The organism is Paraburkholderia pallida (genome assembly GCF_004524855.1).
In the GTDB taxonomy this organism is placed as follows: Bacteria; Pseudomonadota; Gammaproteobacteria; order Burkholderiales; family Burkholderiaceae; genus Paraburkholderia; species Paraburkholderia oxyphila.
Map to the genome: position 1 here is coordinate 1029458 of NZ_CP038150.1, position 17774 is coordinate 1047231.

A 17774-nucleotide genomic window follows, 5' to 3' on the forward strand; every position below is an offset into this window, starting at 1 on the left:
TACGCTAGAACCGATGCCGGATACCGATGTTGACGGCCGTCGTACTGCCGGCAACCTCGTGGGGAAGCGCTGGCCCGGCGATGAATCCGGTCGTCATCTTTCCGTGATTGTTCACGAAGCCCACCTGGGCATAGAGCGCTGTTCGCTTGGACAACGAGTAACTGGTCCCCACTGCCGCCAGGATCGAGTGATCCGCCGAATTATTGCCATTGCGCGTGTACCATGTTCCGGCATTGAGATTCCAGAACGAATTCACATCGTAGCTCAATCCTGTTCCGTACACCTGACTCGAGAATCCGCCGGCGACCTTGTAGAGCGAGTAGGCGACGCCTAGAGCAAGACTGCCCAGGTAAAATTTCGCCCCCAACGTTCTGCCCGCGAAGGCCACCGTGCTCGGTACCGGGGTGCTGGCGGCCGTTCCGCCGCTGTCGCCGTTATACATGGCGGCGTCCAGATGCACGAAAGCGGCATCGTACGAGAGCCGCACGGCATATTGGCGTCCGGCTGCAAAATCGCCGGCCTCCCCGCCCAGCGCCATCATGGCACTTCCCGAGAATCCCCCCACTTTCGGGCTCGTGTACGTAATGGCGTTGGAATTGAACATCCCGGTCACCGCCACATTGTCGACGTACAATGTCTCGCTGGATCCGAAGAAATACGAGTTTCCTCGCGGGTCGGTCGAAATCACGGAGAGCAAGAACGGCGAGTATTGCAGCCCCGCGGCCACCGTTCCGTAGCCATTCTCCAGAGCCACATACGCCTGGCGGCCAAATTCATTCTTGTTCGAATTCGCCAGCGCTCCAGTTCCGGTGCTGAAACCGCTTTCCAGTTTGAATTTCAGCTTCATCCCGCCGCCAAGGTCTTCGATTCCCTGCATGCCGAAGGAGCTCGCCGACACCCCGCTGTCATTGAAAGCATAGAGCGGTCCGGCGTTTGCGCCATGAGCGTTCGGATAGTGCGACGCATAAAGCAACCCCGCATCCAGCACACCGTAGAGCGACACATTCGATTGAGCATGAGACTGAGCTGCGTACAATAGCGCAAGCGCAACTAGCGCTTGAGAACAGTGTGTCCGGTTGATTCTATTGAGCTTCAACACAATGATTGTCTCCGTATTATTCGTATTCTTATTTCGCATACCTATCTATATGATGCGAATCTCATTTGTCGATCTACCTCATTCTCACGCCGTTCCCGAATGACACCTCCCGCCTGACCGGCTCACCTTCCATGCCGTCGATCTTAGGCTGCGTAGCGCAACCCCTTCGCGTCTCTGTCCAGCAGGCGAACACCAATAGCAGAGGGCCGATCCGCGCAGGCGGACCGCCTCGTTCTTGCGTCAGGGTTGGCCAGAGAAGCCTCGCAACGCTTCCTGAATGGTGGACACCGTCGCCTGAAGCCGGCGCGACAGCAGTTCGATACGCGGCGCCGACATGCGGCTATCGACGGCGGCGACACTAACGGCCGCTACCGGATTGTTGAGCGTATCGAGAATCGCGACGCCAACCGCCGTCGTGCCGAGCGTGACCTGACTGTGAATCAACGCGTAGCCGCGTTGATGGCAGGCGTCAATCGCGCTACGCAGCTCGCGGGGGTGCAACGATTTGATCTCACTGTGGCGTCGCGCGAGATTCCCAATCGTGAATTCGCGCTCATCCGCCGGAATCGCCGCAAGAATCGCAAGACCGCCGGCGCCGAGGCCGAGTGGACGCCGGCTGCCCACTTCGATCGTGACCACGCGGATGGGTGATGGTCCCTCAAAGCGATCCGCACACACTGACTCGCTGCCGCTGCGCACAGTGAGGTAAACCGTGTCGCCGATCTCCTCGGCGAGGCGCGCGAGGATTGGCCGGCACGGGTCGCGCACGTCGTAGATCAGCGAGGCGGCAAAACCGAGTTCCATGCTCATCGGGCCCAGCACGTACCGCTTGTCCGAATCGCGCTGCACCACCATGCGCTCGGCGATCAAGCGGTGCAGCAGGCGATGCGCGCTCGGGTGAGGCAGTTCCGCCGCGCTGGCTATCTGCGTCAGCGCGAGCCCGAACCGCCCGGCCGTGGCCAGCACGCGCAGCATGGCAATGGTGCGTTCGACGGTGCCATAGTCGGCGCGCTCGGGGCTGACGGCTTTCACTCTCGCATTCATTGGTACTCCGTATTTTGTCTCGATCTTGCTTGTCGACGTTAATACTGCGCGAGTCCTTCGGTACGCGGTACAGCGCTCGACGCGCGCCCGGCCCGCGCGAGTGCACCGAGCGTCAGCATGGCCGCCACGGCTGGCACGATGGCGATCAAAACGATCGCGCGCGCTGACCAGCCAAGCGACAGCAACTCGCCACAAATCGCCGGGCCGACAAACGACCCCATGCGTCCGATCGCGTGCGCCCAGCCGAGACCGGTTGCGCGCATCTGGAGGGGATAACGCGCGACGGCCATCGCGGTCAGCCCCATCATGGCGTTCACGAGACCCGCCCCGATCACGCCGATCATCAACAGAACCGCAGCGGCGCCCAGCGGCGCCCGACCGAGCGCCACAAAGCCGGCGATGACGAGAACGAACCCGACGGTCAGCGCCAGCTTCAGGCGGACACGGCCCGCCAGCGCCATCAACGCGACGATGAGCGTCATCAGGATGTTGCCGCACAGGCCGCCGAAGCTGAATGCAGCAATGCCTACCGATGCGCGGGCCGGTGCTATGCCGAACGACGGCAATAGCGTTGGTATCCACGACAGCATGGCGAAGACATCGACGAATACCAGGAACGCGAAGAGCCACAACAGCGACGTGAAAATGGCAAGGTCGCCCCGGAATAGCACCTGTGGCCTGGAGGCGGCGCGCTGTGCGGGGTCACGGGCGCCGTTGGCCATCAAGTCCGCGCAACGTGCCGGCGACAGCACCAGGAAAAAAGGCAGCGCGATGACGAGTGGCAGAATCCCGCCCAGGACGAAAATGGCGTGCCAGCCCAGATGCTGCATGAGCGGGCCGCCGATCATGCCCCCGGCGACCGAACCGACCGACATGCCGGTCGTCATGATCAGCGACGCGGCGACTTTGTGCTTAGGCCCGATGATGCTCGCGGACGCCGTAATCGCGATCGGCAATACCGCGCACAGCCCGACGGCCGCGAACAGCCGCAGTGCAGAGAGCGTGGCGATGTTGGTTGCGAACGTCGCCGCCAACGTGAAGCCGGCGGACACCACGACGCTCGCGCTGCCGGCAAAGCGATAGCCGAACCGCCGCGCGACCGACCCGACGCACACGTAGCCGAGCACGGCGCCAACGTTGGTCGCGACGAAAACCGACGTGAAGCGCGCGGGCACCAAGCCCCATTCGTGTGCGAGAGGCGGCACGACGAACGCAAACGAGGTCGTGTTGAAGCCATCCAGCACGATCACGAGAAAACACGTGATGAGCGCGAGCACGCTACCGGCCCGGACGGTCCCGCCCTTGACGTCGCCGCCGGGCTCGTTCGACTTTTCCGTCATCAGATCTGCTCCTTGCGTGAGGCAGCCCCGGTGGCCCCGGCGGCTCCCCGTGAACGTTGAGTGAGTGGTCCTGGATGGGCTTGCTGGCGGGCCGTTAGCGCGCGGCGTTTGCGCTAGCCAGCCTGGCGACGAACCAGTCCGCGATCCGGCTCAGCGCCGGCTCGGGGCGATCCAGCTGGACGTGCGCAGCGCCGCCTTCCTCTCGCGTATAGACGCGCAGTTCCTTCGACTTCGATCCGATGGCCGCGTAGAGCTGCTCCGCCTCGGCCAGAGGCGTCTGTTTGTCGTCCTCGCCTTGCACAAGCAGGACGTCGCAGGTGATCTGGCTTGCGACGTTCACCAGACTGAACTTCTCGAGCTTGGCGAGCGCCTCGTCGTAGCTCGACACGCCCAGGATCCGCAGCAGATGTGTTCCCGTCGTGCCGAGCGCCGCGCCCGTATCGACGCTGACGGGCTCGCCGGGCCGGACCTTCATGCGGCGCACCCAAATGCCGTGATAGTCGTAAATCGCTCCCCACGCGACACATGCCTTGAACCGCTTCTCGAACGCTGCTGCACGCGGCGCGTAGTAGCCGCCCATGCTCGCAGCGCAGATGCCGACCCGATCGGCATCCACGTCGAAGTGCTTCACGAGATAGTCGAAGGCCACGCCGGCCGCCACCTCGGAATCATGACGCGCCGTCAGCTTGCCCAGGCGCAGCGTCGCCCCTTGACCGGGATGGTCGATCGCGAGACAGCTGATGCCGCGCGCAGCGAACGCACGCGCCATGTAGAACATTTCTTCCTTCGTGCCGTCGAGTCCGTCTGAAATCATGACGGCGGGAGCAGGTCCCTCGACACCCTGGGCCGGAACAAAATACGCGGAGATAAAGCTATTCTCGAACGGGATGTCGAACGTCTCGACGCGCGGGTTCATCAATTCGGCAGCGCGCGCGAAGGTGTCCATATGCCGTGCAAAGGTAGGCTGCGCCCGGTCGTCGTCGGGCGGAAGAAATGCCTCGGCCCACTGATAGTATTGCGCCGCGCGGAAATACGCGTCGCAGGCCGTGACTTCGGTGCCGCCCTTCAGCGCTTCGTCGCCCACCGCCTCGACCTGCTGTGCGAGCTTCATCCACGCATGGTGCCAGGCTTGCGCGTCGCCCCACGGACCGGTCTTCGCGGCTTCCTGCAGATCCTTGCAGGCCCAATGGATTTCGCCGAACATGCCGCCGCTTGCCAGACAACGATTGACCGCAAGCGACCACATATAGTTACCGGGAAAATATTCAAACATCTTCGCTCTCCTTATTGCCTTACGTCTTGATAGTGCAGTGCAACGCGTGCTGCGACGACTGCCGTCTGGTTACCCTTAGCCTGCTGAACGACGTCGGAAACCGCTGGTCTCCCGATCGCCGCGCATATCAGTCATTCGAAACGAAGCGTTGATCGATTGCACCAAAAACGCTGCGCCCTGCCCGGTCGAAGTGTTCGATGCGAACGCGATCGCCAAATTTGAGGAACGGTGTGACCGCCTGGCCATCGCGCAGCGTTTCGAGCGCCCGAATTTCGCCGATGCATCCACACCCGGCCGCTTCGTCTTCGTTCGACACGGTCCCCAAGCCGATTACCGTGCCCGGCTCGAATTTGCGTGTCTGCGCGACGTGTGCGATCAGATGGCCATAGTGGAACGGCGTATCGATGCCGGTTTCGATCCTGCCGACCTGCTCGCCGCGAAGCCAGCAACGCATCTCGCCGCTCACCAGCGCCCCATCCCACAAGTCGCCCAGCTCATCGGGCGTGACGGCGATGGGCCCCATGCTCGAAGCGGGCTTGCCCGTCAGGAAGCCAAACGAGCGCTTCAGTTCGCCGGGAATCAGGGCCCGCAACGAGACGTCGTTCAGCAGCACGAACAAATGAATGTAAGCACCCGCCGCGTCCGCCGATACGCCCATCGGGACATCTCCGGTCAGCGCCGCGATCTCGGCCTCGAAGTCGATTCCGAATTCGTCCGACGGTACCGGCACATCCTCGCTCCAGCCCATAAAGCCGTGGGAAATGCCTTGATAGACGAGCGGACGATCGTAGAGGTCGTCGGGAAGCGCCTCGCCGCGCGCTGCGCGATTGCGGCAAATGTGACTCAGGTAGGCCGCACCGTCGAGATACTGATAAGAGCGCGGCAACGGCGCCCCCAGATGCTCCACCACGAGATCGAAAGCGTGCTCCGCCCTGCCCTCGTTCAGCGCCTCGTAAATCGCCTGTAGCGCCGGCGCTCGCTCTGCCCAGTTGTCCAGCGCCTCCTGCATCGTGGCCGCAACCGTCCCTGCGCTGACCGCCCGACTCAGGTCCCGGCTCACGACGATCAATTCTCCGTCTCGGCCATGTTTCAACGAAGCCAGTTTCATACCGCATTACTCCTAGTGATTGGAATGTGCATTGAATCGCCATCCAGTGAAGGCGATCTTAGCCCACCCTATACGGGCCCCCGGGGGCGCTTGTTCACCAGGTGGACACGTTTATGCAGGGAGGACGGCACGCGCTTCCCCCGCCGTCTCGCGCTCGAATCGGCACGGCGAATCTTGCCGCGCCGCGACGGTCCCAAACAGGGTCCACCGGCTGAAACGCGACGATGAATCATGGAAGCGAACCGGGCAGTCGCGAGCACTGTGACGCAATCGTCACGAGTTCATGTTCGCGTCATGGCCGAAAATGAAATGTTTTACGTTCCATTTCGCTTTTTAGACCATATTCTTGGACTTAAAATTTATGAATGGTCTTTAACGACAGAAATGGACGGACTCACCCGTCAGGAAAGTCGAGTGCACAGGGTCGGTGCTTGAGCAATACGCAGCAGGTGGATCGCCCATGAAGCGAGATGGCCGGAGCCCGGCCCCCGGCGCGATTGAAGAGATGTGCAGCCTTGCAGTTCAGCGCATGGCGCAAACCGGGTGCGGCAGCAGCGCCTGATTGATACGCAATCGTCGGCGACCCAAAGAATTCGCGCCGACTACCGCCGCCACGCCAAAGGCGAATTTACTTGCTGGCCGCGGCAATGGCCTCCTCGACCACCCTGGCCACCACGAAGGGCTGCGCCGCCGGAACATCATGACCAGACTTTGTTCTGACGATCTTGGCGCCGGCCCGATTTGCCATGAATTCCTGCACCTGAGTAGGCACTGCATGGTCCTGAGTCGCGACGATTTCCCACTTGGGAACAGACGCGGGCGCCGCCAGCGTGACCGCTTCCGCGAAGGCCGCCGCGGCAAGTGGGCGTTCGCCAGCCGCAGCGACGGTTATGTCGGGCTGGCTGAGTCCACCGGCATAGACGGTGCCGTACTTGTCCTGGTTGATGTACACGTCGGTCTGCCCGCCAGGGGCAGCGACGGAATGCAGGTTCGCCGAGACCAGTTCGGAGCCCTGAAACTTCGTGACCAGGTCATTGGTGCTCTCGCCCACCACGGGGATCAGCGCGGCAACGTATACGAGCGCCTTCACCGACGGCTCCTGGGCGGCGACCTGGCTGACCACCATGCCCGCGTACGAGTGACCCACCAGCACCACGGGACCGTTGACGGACTTGACCAGCGCGTCCAGGCCCGCCGCGTCATTGGCAATGCCACGGAGCGGGTTCGCATAGGCAATCACGGGATACCCGGCACTGCGTAGCACGCTGATCTCCACGTTCCAGCTCGATGAGTCGGCGAAAGCCCCATGGACAAAGATCACTGTGGGACTGGCCTTGCCAGGATCGTGGGAACCGTCGGCCGCCGTTGAGGCAGGTGTGATGGCGGTGTCCGCGGAAATGGGCGCTGCGCAAGCGCTGAAGCTGACGCTGGCGGCAAAAAGTATGGCGATGAGGCTGCTTGACTTGTTCACGGGAATACCCCTTCTGAGTCATTTTTCACGGTGTTTGCACATGGCGCGTTCGCTGCGACATTCGAAGTCACGGCTATCCGTTGCCTGAGCCGCATGGCGGTCGATAGCCGCTCGTATGCTGACTTCCGAAAGCGATTTCGTCTTGAAGGCCCTTGCTGACCATGGAACCTTGTTGCGCACGCGATGATTCAAACATCGGACGGGGTTCAAAGCCGCGTTACATGCGAGGTGGCGATGGCAGCCGCAATGGCGAGCCCATTCGCAATCGCAGACCAAATCGCACAAGACCCTGCAATCTTTGCGCAGACCGGCTTTGTATCCTGACCGTGCGGTGACGATTGATCGCCAGCAAGCGGAGGCGCAACCCGCTCATAACCGCCTCCAACACTTACTTCGGAACAGCGTCGCAGCTATCACGCTCTGGCAGTTCGCTGTTCCCACACAACTCGGAGAACCCGCATGGCCGACTTCAACATGAACACGCTGGTTGCCGGCGCAGTCGCAACAGCCCTTGCCGCCATCGCAGCCGCCCCCGTGAGTGCGCAGCAATTCACCGAAGCGCAGAAGAAGATTCAGGCTGAGCACACCGCGCTCGTCAAATCGGGCAAAGTCGAACCGTGCTTCGGCACCGCGCTGAAAGGACATAACGACTGCTACGCGGGCGCGGGAACGACCTGCGCGGGAACCAGTACGGAAGACTACCAGGGCAACGCATTCCGCCTCGTGCCGACGGGCACCTGCGTGAGCATCGCCACGCCGAAGGGTCCAGGAAGCCTCTCGCCCAAGGCCTGATCCGGATCGAGGTCCCGGTCCCGGCCGGGGTCTCGCGCGGCCTCGACCTTCCGTTCCCTTCTTCATCACATCGGCCATGTGCGACGCATCGCATCGCTACGCCCTTCACCGTGCGCCGCCGCGCGCCGGCGTGGGCCTCAAGGCGGACCACTACCGCACGATTCTCGAGACGAGGCCGGACGTCGGCTTCTTCGAAGTTCATGCGGAGAACTTCATGGGCGCGGGTGGCCCGCCTCACCGCGTCCTGAACGCGATCCGCGACGCGTACCCGCTTTCGCTCCATGGCGTCGGTTTGTCAATCGGCGGGGACCGTCCGCTCGATCCGGCGCATCTGCAGCGCCTGCGGGCACTCGTCGACCGCTACGCGCCCGCGCTGTTCTCCGAGCACCTCGCGTGGTCGGGTCATCGCGGCGGCTTTCTCGACGACCTGCTGCCGATGCCGTACACCACCCGAAGCCTCGCGCGCGTCGTCGAACATATCGACCAGGTGCAGCACGCGCTCGGACGTCAAATGCTGCTCGAGAATCCGTCGACCTACCTGGCCTTCGATGAAAGCCGTTATGCCGAGGTCGATTTCATTGCCGCCGTCGTGCAGCGAACGGGTTGCGGTCTGCTGCTGGACGTGAACAACGTGTACGTCGCTTCAATCAACCAGCAGTGGAATCCGCTCGCGTACATCGACGCATATCCGCTCGACGCCGTGCAGCAGATCCACCTGGCAGGCCACGCGCCGCAGACGGACGGTCAGGGCCGCCCGCTGCTGATCGACACGCACGACCGCCACGTTGCCGGCGTCGTATGGGATCTGTACGCGCATACGATCCGCCAGACCGGACCGCTGCCCACCTTGATCGAATGGGACGCGAACCTGCCCGACTGGAGCACGCTCGCCGCGCAAGCCGCGCACGCCGAATTCGTCATGCAGGCAGCCACAATTCATCAGCCCAGCGAGGTACTCATGCCATGAGCGACCGAAAAGTCCTTGTCTACTACGCATGGAGCCGGCCCGGAGAGCGCGGCGCCCCGCTCCACGTGATCGAAGATCGCTTCCCTGCGCTGTTCGAAAGTCGCCGGATGGGTTTTCCGAGGTTTCATGAATACGCGGACCCGGTCCGCTTCGACCAGAGCATCGCGGGCTTCCTCGATCACATCATGAAGCGCAACTTCACCGCGTTCGTCGACCTGGCGACCGCGCTCACCGGGCAGCCCGTCACGGAGATCGAGCGCGTCGCGGATGACGGTACGCTCACCCCGCTCGACGCCCGCACGCTCGCAGGCGTCGATACCCTGATCGTGATCAGCTTCGATTCGCTGCGCACCGGTCAATGCGCCAGCAGCGCGGAGATCGAAGCGATGCGGGCATTTCTCGCACAGCCCGACCACCTCGCCTTCATCTGCCCGCATCACGATATCGGCGATGTGGAGGGTATCGACGAAGACGACCGGCTGCGCCGCCAGCTTGCGGAATTCGATCACCACGGCGACCGGAACATTCCGCCGCGGCAACAGTTCGGCGGTCTTGCGCGCTCGTTGCTCGCTGGCCTCGGCGTGCCCGTGGAGAACCGCTTTGGACTGCGGCCCGCGGCCGCGGCGGATGGCTCGCCTTCGCCCGTCGAAGCCGATGCGAATCTAGACCGCTTAGGCATCCTGCACAACGTGACCACGTTCAACTTGCACCCGCATCTGCCACAGCTCGAACGGCTCGGCGACGCGGCTCACCGGCTCGACGTGCTCGCCCGCCAGCACATCGATCTCGCTGCGCCACCGCATCCGTTCGCACTCGAACGGCCGACCTTCGACGCGCTGCTGCAATCGCGCCCGGATGCGTTCGCGGGCACGCTGCTCGTGAGTGATACGACGCTCTGGAGTTCGACGGCGGGCGGCGTGGAAAGCCTTCGCCAATTGTGGACGAATGTCGTGCAACGGCCGTCCCGTTCATGAGGAAGTCATGACACGCCAATCATCCTGCCGAACGTTTCCGCCATCGCCGGGCCGCGCCGCGCAGGGCATGCGCACCGGCAACCTGCACGATCGCCAGCGGGACTTCGCGGCCGCGCTGCTGGACCCGACCCTGCCGATGCCGCCCGGCCTCGTCGGCCCCGACCGGAAGCCGGACGTCAAACGCTTCAACATCTATCGGAACAACGTCTTCACCGCCCTGATCGACGCGCTGCGTGCGGCGTTCCCGGCAGTACGGCGCATCACAGGCGACGCGTTCTTCACGGCGATGGCGCGCATCTACGTCGTTCTCGATCCGCCCCGCTCGCCTGTCATGCTCGAATACGGCGAGACGTTCCCGCGCTTCATCGAAGCGTTCGAGCCGGCGAGCAGCGTGCCGTATCTGGCCGATGTCGCACGTCTCGAACGCGCCTGGGCAGAGGCCTATCACGCAGCCGAATCCGTGCCAATCGCGCTCGCGGAACTCGGCGCCGTCGCGGCGCCACGCCTTGCTCACGTCTGCTTGAAGCCGCATCCGTCGCTGCGGGTGGTGCACTCGCCCTTTCCCGTCGTGGACCTGTGGCACATGAACATCGACGGCGGCACCCCGGTTGCCACCGACCTCTGCGGCGGCGGCCAGCATGCGCTCGTCGTGCGTCCGCATGCCGACGTCGAAGTGCGTCAGGTGACGAACGGCGCGGCAACGTTCGTCCAGTGTCTCGTTGCCGGCCGCTCGCTTGCCCTGTCGACCTCGCTCGCGCGTCACGACGACCCGGGCTTCGACCTCGCTCGTGCGCTCGTCGAATTGTTCGCGATCGGTGCGATCGTCGGATGGAGCCTGAGAGACGACGCGGATGCGCCGCCCGGGGCACAGCGCGACGCGCCACCCACCACGAGGCGCGCATGAATCCCAGCACCCTGCCGGCGAAAGGCCGCATCGAACGGCTGACCCGTGCCGTGCTGGAGCGGCTTCAGGAGATCGCGTGGTGCGTCGCGCCGCCGTTGCTGCGGCTCGCGCTCGCGCTGCCCTTCCTGCGCTCCGGCCGCACCCGATGGGACAGCTTTCTCTCCCTCTCGCCGGCAACGCTCTATCTGTTCGAGAACCAGTTCAAGGTCCACCTGTTCGGCGCGGCGTTCGGCTTCCCCGCGCCGGACACGATCGCGCTGGTCGTGGCCATCGCCGAGATCACACTGCCCATCCTGCTTATCCTCGGGTTCGCGACGCGACTGGCGGCGCTCGCGCTGCTGGTGATGACCGGCATCATTCAACTCGTTTTTCCGGACGGCTGGGCGAACTTCCATCTGTACTGGGCATCCCTGGCTGTCGGGATCATGGCGATCGGTCCGGGCGCGCTGTCGCTGGACCGGCTGATCGACCGCGAGTCGTATCGGCGCGGTCGCGTTGATGAATCGCTATGACGTCATCGTCATTGGCTGCGGCCCGGGCGGATACCACACCGCCATTCGCGCCAGCCAACTCGGTTTCGACGTCGCCTGCGTCGAGCGCGCGGCGCAGCCAGGCGGCGCCGGCATCCGCTCCGGCTGCTTCCCGTCGCAGCTGCTACTCCATGCGTCCGCGCTGTACGACATCGCGCGCACGGCAAAGCACGCCGCGCGCGGAATCGACTGCGTGGCGACGCTGCATCTCGCGCGAATGATGGACCACAAAGCGGCCATGATCGACCGGATGTCGAGAAAGACGCACGGCCTTTTGCGCGCGCAGCGGGTCCGGCTGATTTCCGGGCACGCGCGGCTCGCCGGCGCTGGCACGGTGATCGTCACCCGAACCGATGGGACGCAGCAGACCCTGTCCGCCGCCGCGATCGTGATCGCTACGGGGTCCGAACCGATTCCGCTTGCCACCGCCGCATTCGACCACGCCCGCATCATCGATTCGGCCGACGCGCTGTCGCTCGACCGGATTCCGCGCCATCTGGTCATCGTCGGCGCGGGGGCGGCCGGGGTCGAGCTTGGCTCGATCTGGCATCGTCTGGGGTCGCGCGTGACCCTGATCGAGCGCAGCGACCGGATCTGCAACTGGCTGGACGCGGAGCTCGCGGCCACGCTGCAACGGGCACTGATACGCCAGGGCATCCGGATCCGGCTGTCGACCGAAGTGGTCGGTCTGGACCGGCGGTCCGACCGCGTGTCCGTCCAGCTTCGCAGCGCCGAAGCCAGCCGCACCACGTCGACGGTCGATGCGGACACCGTGCTCGTCGCGATCGGCCGCCGGCCGTCGACTGCCGGCTTGAATCTGTCGAGCGTCGGCATCCAGCCCGATGCGCCCGGCGCGTTGCCGCAGCGCAAGCCGCAGGGTGGCAGCCGCGGACTCTGGGTCGTTGGCGACGCCGCCGGCGGGCCGATGGTCATGTCGAAGGCCGAGGACGAAGCGATCGCCTGCGCCGAGCAGATCGCCGGCCTGCCCGGGTTCGTCAACTATGCGGCGATCCCGCAGGTGCTCTACACGAGCCCCGAAGTCGCGACGATCGGCAAGACCGAGCAGGAGCTTCGGCTGGCGGGCGTGCGCTACAAGATCGGCCGCTATCCGCTTGGCGCGAATGCGAACGCGATGATCCGCGATACCCCGGAGGGATTCGTGAAGCTGCTGGTCGACGCCAGCACGAATCTCATCGCGGGCGCCCATCTCGTCGGCACGGGATCGGCCGATCTGATTTCGCAGGTCGCCATCGCGATGGAAGCGTCGATGATCTGCGAAGACTTCGCCCGGATCTGCCATCCGTATCCTACGGGGTCGGAAGCGCTGCGCCAGGCCGCGATGGCTGCGGGTGGATGGATGATGCACGCTTAGGTAGCGCTGCCCGAATCGAAAGCATCAATCGTCCAATTCGAGCAAGAAGCGGCAAGCCACCGAACCGCGAGCCGCGTATCTTCATGTTGCGGAAGCCTCTGGCGGCCGTTTGTGCCACACTACGCGTTGCTACGCTCGATGTGCGATGTGCGAATCCGGCCCCGCTGAACAGAGGCACCGATGATCACCGCGTTCGAATCCCCTCGGCGGCGGAGTGACGGCAACGAAGCCGTCGCGCCGAATCACATGAAGTCCGCGCAAGCCGCCCCGCAAGCGCGGGATTGGCCCCGGCTGATCACGATCGACGAAATCCTGCATGCAAGGCCGCAGCAGCCGGTTGCCACGACCCGCGACCGCGGCTGGAAGGGCGTCACCGTCGACGTCCATCGTCCCTATTTCGGTTGCTCCGAACGCTACGGCGGGCTCGACCATCACCTGATCGGCTACTGCCCGTCGGGCAGCGCGCGACTGGTGCAGACGCGAGCCGGCGTGGTCCATAGCGGCGCGGTATCGGCCGGCACCGCGTACATCATGCCGGCCGGCTGCGACTCGGTGTGGGAAGGCGATTCCGGGCAATCCGTGCGCCTGCGCGTGCCCCCTTCGCTCGTTGCGCTCGCGGGCGAGCAGCTTGGCCGGCAGAACGTTCCGGTCGAAATCCGCAGCGTGTTTCTGGTGCGTGACCCTGTCATCGAGCGCATCGCGCAGAGCCTCGTCGCCGAGATCGACATGAAAGCGCATCCGGCTCAGGTGTTGCTCGTCGACGCGCTTTCCGCCGCGCTGGCGGCGCACATGCTGCGCAGCTACAACGCGTTCGAACCGGTCGAGCCCCCGCCGGAGCGCTCACTCGGCAAGCTCGAAGTCGCGCGGCTCACGGCGTTCATCGAAGACAATCTCGGCCGGCCGATATGCCTCGAAGACCTGGCTGCACTCGTGAACGTGAGCCGGTTTCATTTCAGCCGGCTCTTCAAGCGGACGATCGGGGTCACCGCCATCAGCTACGTCGAGCAATGCCGGATTCGTCGCGCGAAATCGCTGATACTCGAAACCGGCCTGCCGCTCGCGGAAATCGCGCTGGCGACAGGCTTCGCGGATCAAAGCCATTTCACCCGGCGCTTCCAGCGTCATGTCGGTTGCACGCCGGCCGCTTACGCGCGCGAGCAGGGACAGCGCCGGACCGCCCCACGCCCGGCGCGTCCGGCGCTGCTGAACAAAGGCTCGATGACCGAGTGATGCGCCGGCGCGCATCCGCATCCTGCGCGCCGCCTGGGTCCCGTCCGTCCAGCGACACCACCGGGACGGCCAGAGGGATGGATTCTGGCCGCCATGCACTCAGGCATTCATGCCGCCATCCACGGTCAGGTTCGCGCCGGTGACGTAGGAGGATTCCGGACCGGCGACAAACGACACCGCCGCCGCGATCTCCTCCGCACGCCCATAGCGATCGAGGGCGGTGGCAGCCTTCTGCGGTACGGCCCAATCGCCGGAAGCGGGATTCAGATCCGTATCGATGGGGCCCGGCTGCACGTTGTTGACCGTGATGCCACGGCTGCCGACTTCTCTCGACAGCGCCTGCGTGAACATCTTCACGGCGGCCTTGGTCGCGGCGTAAGGCACCAGCCCGGGCGCAACGGCACGCTCGCCCACTGCGGAGCCGATCATGATGATGCGTCCGCCGTCGTTCATGTGCTTGAGCGCAGCCTGGGTGGTCGCGAACACCCCGCGCACATTGATGTCGAGGACGCGGTCCATCTCCTCGAGCGTAGCTTCCTCGAACGGCTTCGGAATGGCCGTGCCGGCATTGTTCACCAGCACATCGAGCCGGCCGAGGTCCGCAACCGTCTTTTCGACCGCACGCTTGACGGCGGCGACATCGGCCGCGTCGGCCTGAATCGCCAAAGCCTTGCCGCCGCCGAGCTCAATGGCCTTGACCACTGCCGCGGCCGCGGCCGCGTCCCTCGCGTAGGTGATGGCGACGCTTGCGCCATCCGCGGCGAGCCGCCTGGCAATCGCCGCACCTATGCCCCGCGAGCCGCCCGTCACTAACGCCACTTTGTTCGTCAACTTGTTCATTGCTCTGCTCCTGGTGATCGATCTTTCGAAAAAATATCGTTTAGGATCAGCAGCTTGTCGATCGACACGCTTGCTTCCATGGCAGTCAATGTAGGCCTCTGGAGCGGTACTGAAAAATACCTTGTGAGCTGGGGGGCATACGCGCAAAGCATGGGTTGACGATGGAACTCAGGCATTTGCGGTGCGTCGTCGGCGTTGCCGGAGAAGGCATCTGCAAGCGCCCGGCTGGCCAATGTCTGGCGACAGCCGGGCGCCAACCACGCGCAGGGCGGTTTTCAGGCGCGGCCCTACTTGGCAAACGACGCCGCCAAAGCCTGCAAACCATCGCGATAGATGCCCTCGAAGAACCGCGATGCTTCTTCGTCCTTCACGCCGTTCGGCGTGAACTCGCCGGACCAGTCGACCTGCGATGCACGGCCCCCCTCGATCTCCCGAACCTGCAACGTCGAGCGGTATCCCGTGACCGGGAACGGCGCTTCGAGGATCGAATAGGTGTAGCTGCGCGCCAGGTTGTCGAACGCTTCCAGACGCTCGACGATCACTTCGCCATTCGGATTGGCGAGGCGCCGCACGCGGCCCCCTTCGCTCAACTCGCTGGACGGGATGTAGGGCAGCCAGTCCGGCAGTGAGTTGAAGCCGCCGATCAGTTGCCACACGGCGTCGGGTGAATCAGGAATCCTGATGGATGCACTCGCTTGTGCCATATCGTTCTCCTTGGACGTTGCCGATCAGGCCTTGTCGATGGGCAGCGGCGCGTTCGCGGCAACCAGGCCCTGTTCGCGCAGATCGCGCCAGAAAGCGGCCGGAATGGCTTCCTTCACCGCAGCGTGGTCTTCCGCGATGCGTTGCGGCTTGCTCGCGCCCGGGATCACCGCGGCAACAGCGGGGTTGGCCAACGCGAACTGCAACGCGGCGGCCTTCACGCTCACGTTGTGGCGCGCGGCGATGCCCTTGATGCGCTCGACCTTGGCGAGAATCTCCGGCGAGGCCTTCTGGTACTCGAAGTTCTGCCCGCCGGCGAGCACGCCCGAGCTGTACGGACCACCCACGACGATCTCGGCGTTCTGCGCGAGCGCGGCCGGCATCAGGCGCTGCAATGCGCGCTCGTGATCGAGCAGCGTATAGCGGCCCGCCAGCAGGAAGCCATCCGCCTTCGTTTCGCTGAGATCGAGCAGCAGTTCGACCGGCTCGCCGCGGTTGACACCGAGGCCCCACGCCTTGATGACGCCTTCGTCGCGCAGACGGCTCAGCGCACGGAACGCGCCCTTGCGTGCCGATTCGAACACCGCGAGCCATTCGTCGCCGTAGAAGTCCTGCGCGACGTCGTGCACCCAGACGAAATCGAGGCGATCGGTCTTCAGGCGCTTCAGGCTGTCTTCGACCGAGCGCAACGTGGCGTCCGCCGAATAGTCGTTGACGATCTTGTTGGGGCGGCCAAACGCGAACACGCCGCCTTTCTCCCCCAGGTCGCGCGCAGCCACGTCCTCGATCTCGTCGAGGATCACGCGGCCCACTTTCGTGCTCAGCACGTAGTCGTCGCGCTTGTAGCTCGCGAGCGCCTCACCCAGACGGATTTCCGAGAGGCCCGCGCCGTACAGCGGGGCCGTATCGAAGTAACGCACGCCCTGGTCCCAAGCCGCCTTGACGGTTGCCAGCGCTTCTTCTTCGGGGATATTGCGGAACATGTTGCCAAGCGGCGCCGCGCCAAAGCCCAGTTGGGTGCCAGCGGGCAGTTTGTCTTTGATACTCATCGACTTGCTCCTTTGGTTGAGTCGGTAGTGCAAGTCTAGGTTTGCAAGTTAAGTCTGTCCAAGACATAATTCGACAAACTTGAGTCCATCAAGGTCTTAACGAGGTCTTATATGCTGGACATACGCCAGTTGCACTATTTCGTGGCGGTCGCCGAAGAGGAACACGTCGGCCGCGCCGCCGAACGGCTGCATATCTCGCAGTCGCCGCTCAGCCGCCAGATCGCCCAGCTCGAGGAAAACCTTGGCCTGTCCCTGTTTGAGCGCTCGCAGCAGCGCATTCGTCTGACCACGGACGGGCGCACCTTCCTTGCCGAAACGCAGGCGTTTCTCACGCATGCGAAGCGCCTGGAGTCGCTGGCGCGACGGCTCGGGCGCGGCGACGAAGGCGGGCTGTGCATCGGCTATCTCGAGAACGCCATGCACTCGGGCGTGCTGCCCAACGCGCTGCGGCGGCTGCGGGGAGACAAGCCCGACGTGCATATCGCCCTCTACAACTACCGCTCGGCCGAGCAGCTCACGGGGCTGCGCCAGCGCAGCCTCGACATCGCGCTCGTCTGCGAGCCGCCGGCGGCCGACGACCCGGACCTCGAAGCCGCGCAAGTGCTGGATGACCCCATGCTGCTCGCGATTCCGGAGGGTCATCCGCTCGCGAGCGCGACGCACCTCACGCCCGAGGACCTCGCGGCGCAAAAGTGGATCGGCGTGATGCACGAAGAAGGCGCGCTGCGCCACGACAACTTCATCGCGGCATGCGCGAAGGCCGGCTTCACGCCCGACATCGCGATGGAGGCGACCGAGCCGCTGGCCGCGCTCGGTCTCGTCGCGGCCGGCCTCGGGCTCACCATGATCCAGCAAAGCCTGCGGCGCCAGGCACCGGCTGGGGTCGTGCTGCACGAGCTTGCGTGGTTCAGCTACCGCACCGCCCTGTGGGCCGCGTGGCACAAGGTCAATCTGAGGCCGCTGGTCGGGCATTTCCGCACGACGCTACTGGATTCAAGCCGGCCACAATACGCCGAAACCTGACGAAGGCACTTCGCACACCATTCGTGCCATTGCCGACGGTCGCCGATCTGAGTACG

Annotated in this window: 17 protein-coding genes; 8 read left to right on the plus strand and 9 right to left on the minus strand. The window is 64.4% G+C overall.

The features are described 5' to 3' along the window. Positions 1 to 4 precede the first annotated feature (4 nt). From E1956_RS31155 to E1956_RS31180, 6 genes are all read right to left on the minus strand, one after another. Complete coding sequence (locus E1956_RS31155) at positions 5 to 1096, minus strand: porin (protein WP_418789328.1); 1092 nt, start codon at positions 1094 to 1096, stop codon at positions 5 to 7. A 243-nt stretch (positions 1097 to 1339) separates the two neighbouring features. Further along, on the minus strand, positions 1340 to 2143 hold the full coding sequence (locus E1956_RS31160) for an IclR family transcriptional regulator (protein ID WP_134756480.1): 804 nt from the start codon (positions 2141 to 2143) through the stop codon (positions 1340 to 1342). A gap of 38 nt (positions 2144 to 2181) precedes the next feature. Then, positions 2182 to 3483 (minus strand): MFS transporter, encoded by a 1302-nt coding sequence (locus E1956_RS31165; RefSeq protein WP_134756482.1) that lies wholly within the window; start codon positions 3481 to 3483, stop codon positions 2182 to 2184. A gap of 94 nt (positions 3484 to 3577) precedes the next feature. Continuing rightward, the gene (locus E1956_RS31170; protein ID WP_134756484.1) at positions 3578 to 4756 is read right to left on the minus strand and encodes an alpha/beta hydrolase family protein; all 1179 of its coding nucleotides are present in this window, start codon (positions 4754 to 4756) and stop codon (positions 3578 to 3580) included. 127 nt (positions 4757 to 4883) lie between these two features. Further along, positions 4884 to 5864, minus strand: a complete 981-nt coding sequence (locus E1956_RS31175; protein WP_134756486.1) for a fumarylacetoacetate hydrolase family protein — start codon at positions 5862 to 5864, stop codon at positions 4884 to 4886. Positions 5865 to 6492: 628 nt separating this feature from the next. Continuing rightward, positions 6493 to 7335, minus strand: a complete 843-nt coding sequence (locus tag E1956_RS31180; RefSeq protein WP_167760181.1) for an alpha/beta fold hydrolase — start codon at positions 7333 to 7335, stop codon at positions 6493 to 6495. A gap of 459 nt (positions 7336 to 7794) precedes the next feature. On the opposite strand from E1956_RS31180, the gene E1956_RS31185 reads away from it, so the two are divergent. The 7 genes from E1956_RS31185 (at position 7795) to E1956_RS31215 (ending at position 14104) form a co-directional block, all read left to right on the plus strand. Then, a complete protein-coding gene (locus E1956_RS31185) occupies positions 7795 to 8127 on the plus strand; it encodes a BufA1 family periplasmic bufferin-type metallophore (protein WP_134756490.1) in 333 nt (110 codons plus the stop codon). Positions 8128 to 8203: 76 nt separating this feature from the next. Further along, on the plus strand, positions 8204 to 9094 hold the full coding sequence (bufB, locus tag E1956_RS31190) for an MNIO family bufferin maturase (RefSeq protein WP_134756492.1): 891 nt from the start codon (positions 8204 to 8206) through the stop codon (positions 9092 to 9094). Further along, positions 9091 to 10068: a hypothetical protein gene (locus E1956_RS31195; RefSeq protein ID WP_134756494.1), complete on the plus strand. Its 978-nt coding sequence runs from the start codon at positions 9091 to 9093 to the stop codon at positions 10066 to 10068. Before bufB ends, E1956_RS31195 begins: the two co-directional genes overlap by 4 nt. A 7-nt stretch (positions 10069 to 10075) precedes the next feature. Next, positions 10076 to 10972 (plus strand): HvfC/BufC N-terminal domain-containing protein, encoded by an 897-nt coding sequence (locus E1956_RS31200; RefSeq protein ID WP_134756496.1) that lies wholly within the window; start codon positions 10076 to 10078, stop codon positions 10970 to 10972. After that, the gene (locus E1956_RS31205) at positions 10969 to 11484 is read left to right on the plus strand and encodes a DoxX family protein (RefSeq protein WP_134756498.1); all 516 of its coding nucleotides are present in this window, start codon (positions 10969 to 10971) and stop codon (positions 11482 to 11484) included. Before E1956_RS31200 ends, E1956_RS31205 begins: the two co-directional genes overlap by 4 nt. Further along, complete coding sequence (locus E1956_RS31210) at positions 11471 to 12874, plus strand: dihydrolipoyl dehydrogenase family protein (RefSeq protein ID WP_134756500.1); 1404 nt, start codon at positions 11471 to 11473, stop codon at positions 12872 to 12874. The genes E1956_RS31205 and E1956_RS31210 overlap by 14 nt, the downstream gene beginning before the upstream one ends. 246 nt (positions 12875 to 13120) lie before the next feature. After that, complete coding sequence (locus E1956_RS31215) at positions 13121 to 14104, plus strand: helix-turn-helix domain-containing protein (protein WP_134756502.1); 984 nt, start codon at positions 13121 to 13123, stop codon at positions 14102 to 14104. A gap of 99 nt (positions 14105 to 14203) precedes the next feature. On the opposite strand, the gene E1956_RS31220 is transcribed toward E1956_RS31215, so the two are convergent. The 3 genes from E1956_RS31220 to E1956_RS31230 all read right to left on the minus strand — a co-directional run bounded on the left by E1956_RS31220 (position 14204) and on the right by E1956_RS31230 (position 16695). Beyond that, positions 14204 to 14944 carry a 3-oxoacyl-ACP reductase family protein gene (locus E1956_RS31220; protein ID WP_134756504.1) on the minus strand — a complete coding sequence of 247 codons (741 nt, stop codon included), beginning with the start codon at positions 14942 to 14944 and terminating at the stop codon, positions 14204 to 14206. Between the two features lie 287 nt (positions 14945 to 15231). After that, on the minus strand, positions 15232 to 15648 hold the full coding sequence (locus E1956_RS31225) for an SRPBCC family protein (RefSeq protein ID WP_134756506.1): 417 nt from the start codon (positions 15646 to 15648) through the stop codon (positions 15232 to 15234). A 24-nt stretch (positions 15649 to 15672) separates the two neighbouring features. After that, entirely contained in the window at positions 15673 to 16695 is a 1023-nt protein-coding gene (locus tag E1956_RS31230) for an aldo/keto reductase (protein WP_134756508.1), read from the minus strand. Between the two features lie 111 nt (positions 16696 to 16806). Between E1956_RS31230 and E1956_RS31235 the strand changes: the two genes are divergently transcribed. Beyond that, positions 16807 to 17718, plus strand: a complete 912-nt coding sequence (locus tag E1956_RS31235) for a LysR family transcriptional regulator (RefSeq protein ID WP_134756510.1) — start codon at positions 16807 to 16809, stop codon at positions 17716 to 17718. Positions 17719 to 17774: the final 56 nt, after the last annotated feature.